Origin of the sequence: Pseudomonas sp., from assembly GCF_049645325.1 — a bacterium.
In the GTDB taxonomy this organism is placed as follows: domain Bacteria; phylum Pseudomonadota; class Gammaproteobacteria; order Pseudomonadales; family Pseudomonadaceae; genus Aquipseudomonas.
In genome coordinates this window covers 1-4,258 of record NZ_JBARTQ010000704.1, presented here as the reverse complement: position 1 = coordinate 4,258, position 4,258 = coordinate 1, and the positions used below count along the sequence as shown (strand labels likewise).

7 protein-coding genes are annotated in these 4,258 nt (G+C 61.0%); 5 read left to right on the top strand and 2 right to left on the bottom strand.

The window, feature by feature from the left end; all coding sequences use genetic code 11:
* Positions 1–51: 51 nt before the first annotated feature.
* Positions 52–261 carry a hypothetical protein gene (locus WBB95_RS30035; protein WP_424490891.1) on the bottom strand — a complete coding sequence of 70 codons (210 nt, stop codon included), beginning with the start codon at positions 259–261 and terminating at the stop codon, positions 52–54.
* 183 nt (positions 262–444) lie between these two features.
* Between WBB95_RS30035 and WBB95_RS30030 the strand changes: the two genes are divergently transcribed.
* Positions 445–702, top strand: coding sequence for a hypothetical protein (locus WBB95_RS30030; RefSeq protein ID WP_424490890.1), 258 nt, complete (start codon positions 445–447; stop codon positions 700–702).
* A gap of 97 nt (positions 703–799) precedes the next feature.
* Here WBB95_RS30030 and WBB95_RS30025 read toward each other — a convergent pair whose 3' ends face one another.
* Positions 800–1,963 (bottom strand): 1-acyl-sn-glycerol-3-phosphate acyltransferase, encoded by a 1,164-nt coding sequence (locus WBB95_RS30025; protein ID WP_424490889.1) that lies wholly within the window; start codon positions 1,961–1,963, stop codon positions 800–802.
* Positions 1,964–2,095: 132 nt separating this feature from the next.
* Between WBB95_RS30025 and WBB95_RS30020 the strand changes: the two genes are divergently transcribed.
* From WBB95_RS30020 to WBB95_RS30005, 4 genes are all read left to right on the top strand, one after another.
* Positions 2,096–2,278: a CPXCG motif-containing cysteine-rich protein gene (locus WBB95_RS30020; protein WP_424490888.1), complete on the top strand. Its 183-nt coding sequence runs from the start codon at positions 2,096–2,098 to the stop codon at positions 2,276–2,278.
* Between the two features lie 11 nt (positions 2,279–2,289).
* On the top strand, positions 2,290–2,550 hold the full coding sequence (locus WBB95_RS30015) for a putative signal transducing protein (protein WP_424490887.1): 261 nt from the start codon (positions 2,290–2,292) through the stop codon (positions 2,548–2,550).
* A gap of 37 nt (positions 2,551–2,587) precedes the next feature.
* Complete coding sequence (locus tag WBB95_RS30010; protein ID WP_424490886.1) at positions 2,588–3,208, top strand: SOS response-associated peptidase; 621 nt, start codon at positions 2,588–2,590, stop codon at positions 3,206–3,208.
* Positions 3,209–3,390: 182 nt separating this feature from the next.
* Entirely contained in the window at positions 3,391–4,209 is an 819-nt protein-coding gene (locus WBB95_RS30005; RefSeq protein WP_424490885.1) for a M48 family metalloprotease, read from the top strand.
* The last annotated feature ends 49 nt before the right edge of the window (positions 4,210–4,258 follow it).

Here is a 4,258-nt window from a genome sequence, read left to right as displayed (position 1 = left end):
CCAAAAAAGCCGGGCTCAGTGATGAACCCGGCTTTTTTGTGCCTGTAGCGTTCATGCCGCCGTTTCGACATAAAAATCCAGCATGCTCACACCCGTGAGCAGGTCCAGCTCCGGCAGGTCCGCATGCTGGTGCCCGCCAAGCGCGCAATACACCAGCCAGTGGCGGTCCTGGACGTTGAAAGCCAGGCCGCCGACCAAGGCTTCCTGCTCCTCGTTTTGGGCGATCAGGTACAGCCGATCCTGGTTTTGCGCGTGCAACATGACAAGCTCCCGAGCGTTCGAAGGGCAACAGCGTGGCTTGTTAAGGTGACGTTCAGGTGGCGCTGTAAATTACTGGATACATTAACCGTACATGGGGGACGGAGCTTTTCAGGCGCAGGACGCCACTATCGTTCAGGTTTGTATCTGAGTTGATACCAGGACACTGATTCACCGAGGTCTGCGATGGCGCTGCCTGCACTGTTGATCAATGCTGTTGCTTTAATAGTGGCCTGCCCTGGTGCAGTGCTGCTGTTCATTACCCGTCTGCGCGAGCAACGCGCGCTGGCTGACCTGACCGCCCAAAGCGAAGATCGCGCGATCGACCAGCCGATGTTGTTTCTGGATGTGCGCACCGAGCGGGCGCATCGCATGGCCTACCGCATCGGGTTTGCCTGCCTGGTGCTGGCGCTGACCACCTCATGGCTCAGCACCCACCTGTAAAACCCCTGCAGCACTCATATAGAAGCGGGCTTGTGTGGTGAGCGGGCTTGCCCCGCGCTGGGCTGCGCAGCAGCCCCTCCACATTTTGCTTCGGTGTCTACAAGGGAATCCCAGCCTTTACCCGGTACTGATTTCTCACCGGCGTCGCGTACTGCACCACCAGAAACGGCCGGTGCTCGACCGGGCAGTCATTCAAGCGCCGCTCCCACTCCGCTTTCGCCTTGGCCAGTTCGTCCGCCGGGAACACCTCGGCCGCCGTCGGCACCTGCAACTGCGGGTCGGCCTCGCTCCACTGCGCGTACGCCAGGTAATGCACCGGGAACAACCGGTAACCGCCGAGAATCTGCCGGTCCATTTCAATGGCCAGCAGCTTGGTGTCTTCAAAACGTTCGGTGATCGGCGGCGCAAAGTTCACGTGCACCCGGCCCTTGTAGCCGGTGATGCCCAACGCAATGCTCACGTCATCTTCGCCCGGCGCCTTGCAATAGGTGCCGGTGGTGGCGCGGATGTACAACTCGCGGGCCTTGGCCGAATCGCAGGGGTCGTATTCGTAGCTGATGGACACCGGCGTCAGGTTCAGCGACTGGATGACCTCGGCAAACGGCTCTTCCTTGCGGCTCACATGAAACATCTTGAGGATCGCCGACTCGGTGCGGTCGTCCCCGTCCTTGGCGCGGCCCTCGGCCTGGGCGATCCAGATCGACTGGCAGTCGTTGCGGATCGAGTGGTTGATGTACGCCGACAGCAGTTGATAGGCCGCCATTTTCTCTTTGCGCCCGGTGATCGAGCGGTGCACGATAAAGCTCTTGTTCAGGCGCATCAGGTCGCTGACAAACGGCTTTTGCAGCAGGTTGTCGCCGATGGCGATGCGCGGCGTCGGCAGGCCGGCGTGATACACGGCGTAATTGACGAAGGCCGGGTCCATCACGATGTCGCGGTGGTTGGCCAGGAACAGGTAGGCGGTGCCGGACTTGAGTTGCTCGACGCCGGTGTAGGTCACGCCGTCGGTCGCTCGATCAATGGTGTGATCGACGTAATACTCGACTTTGTCCTGCAGCGTGGCCACGGTGGTGACGCCGGCGAACTCACGGCGCAACTTGCGGGCGATCATCGGCTTGAGCAGCCAGCCCAAGGCGCCGGCAAAGCGCGGAAAACGGAAGTGGGTCAGGATGTCCAGAAAGGCCTTGTCACTGAACAGGCGTGCCAGCACTGCCGGGACTTCGCTGTCGTTGTAAGGTCGGATGGTATCGAATTCGCCCATCATGCTCTCTTGTTAGAAACGGCTAGGGTAAGTAAAGGAAACATCAGGGTGCGGCCAGAGTAATTGGCTCTGCCGAGAATAGCCCTGTAAATAGACCGGCGATTATACGCACAAGTCACCTGGGAGACCGCGATGCTGGAAACCGAGTCGTACGATTGTCCTTATTGTGGTGAGCCGGCCGAGGCTGTTCTGGATCTTTCCGGCGGCGATCAGTCATACATTGAAGACTGCCCGGTATGTTGCCGGCCGATTATTTTCGACCTGCAAGTGCACGCAGACGAATGGATGTTGAGCGTGCGCAGTGAGAACGAGTAGCAGGTAGGCCCATGCAGCGAATCTACGAACCTGAAAACCTGATGGAAGGCGAGTTGCTGCAACAGATGCTCGCCAGCGAGGGCATCGACGCGCACCTGGTGGGCCGTCATCTGCTCGGCGGCACCGGCGAACTGCCGATTTTCGGGCTGTTGGGCCTGGAGGTGGACAATGACCAGGCCGTCTACGCCCGCGAGCTGGTGACTGCCTACATCGGTGCGCAACCGCTGCCCGGCGATGAACCCGACAGCTTCCCCGACGTGTTGGTCTGTTAGGCTGTCGGTCGGTTTACCCCAAGAGTCGTGTTACCCCATGTGTGGACGTTATGCCCTGTTTCGCTGGAACCCTACCTTTGCAGGCCTGCCGGGCTTCCCGGCCGACCAGCAGGCGCAGTGGAACATCTCCCCGAATGACTCAGTGCTGATCCAGCGCGCCACCGATGGCCAGCGCACCCTGGCCCGCGCGCGCTGGGGGCTGACGCCGCCCTGGCTGACGGACCTGTCGCGCACACCCGCCCACGCCCGCGCCGAAACCCTGGCCGAGCAACCGATGTTTCGCGAGGCTTTTCGCCAACGCCGTTGCCTGTTGCCGGCCAACGGGTTTTACGAATGGCGGGGCACCCAGCGCAAACGCCCGTATTGGCTGACGCCGGGGGAGGGCTCAACACTGTTTTTTGCGGCAATCTGGGAGGCGTATCCGGTGCAGGAGCAGGTGTGGCTGAGTACCGCCGTGGTGACCCAGGCGGCGCAGAGTCAGCGGCGGCCGTTGATTCTGGATGCCGCGGGGCAAGAGGCCTGGTTGAACCCGCAGACGCCATTGCCGGTGTTGCAGAGCCTGCTGGCCAGTGAGCCCGTTGCGTTGCGCGAGCGGGTGCTGGCCAATATGGTCAATGATCCCAAGCTCAATGGGCCCGAGTGCCTGACGCCGGCTTGAGCCCAGGGTTGCATTTGCCATCCCCAAACCGCCATAACCCTCAAGACCTTTGAACTTGCCGCTAATTCGTCGTTATGCGCGTGTGGGATATGTCTGAAATTCAGCGGTTACACGTCGTTTGTATCTGGCGCCGATACAAACGACCGCCTACGATACGCGCCATGTTTTCAGGGAGCGTGTTCATGAAGAAGTCATTGGCGATAAGTGGATTGGTTGCAGCGATGCTGCTGGCTGGGTGCCAGTCGGTAAACACCACCAGCGGCGGTGCCGTCGGAGTGGAGCGCAAGCAGTACATGTTCAGCATGCTGTCGAGCCAGGAGGTCGACCAGATGTATGCCCAGTCCTACCAGCAGACGCTGGGTGAGGCGAGCGGCAAAGGCATGTTGGATAAAACCAGCGCCAACGCCAAGCGTGTGCAGGCAATTGCCAACCGCCTGATCGCCCAGGCGCCGACTTTCCGCCCGGATGCGGCGCAGTGGAAGTGGGAAGTGAACCTGATCAAGAGCGACGAGATGAACGCCAACTGCGGGCCTGGCGGCAAGATCTTCGTGTACAGCGCACTGATCGACAACCTCAAGCTCACCGATGACGAGCTGGCGGCGGTAATGGGTCATGAAATCGCCCACGCCTTGCGCGAGCACGGGCGTGAAGCCATGTCCAAGGCCTACGGGATCCAGATGGCCAAGCAGGGCGCCGGTGCCTTGTTCGGGTTGGGCCAGGACAGCCTGGCGTTGGCGGACACGGTTGCCAACTACGGCATGACCTTGCCCAACAGCCGTGCCAACGAAAACGAAGCGGACCTGATCGGCCTGGAGCTCTCTGCGCGCGCCGGCTACAACCCGAACGCAGCCATCACGCTGTGGAACAAGATGGCCAAGGCTTCGGAAGGCGCGCCACCGGAGTTCATGAGCACGCACCCGGCCTCCGACAGCCGAATCGCCTCGTTGCAGGCGGCGATTCCGAAGGTGATGCCGCTGTATCAGCAGGCCAAAAAGTCCTGAGTTAGCGCGGGCCCATGTGGGAGCTGGCTTGCCTGCGATAGCATCAACT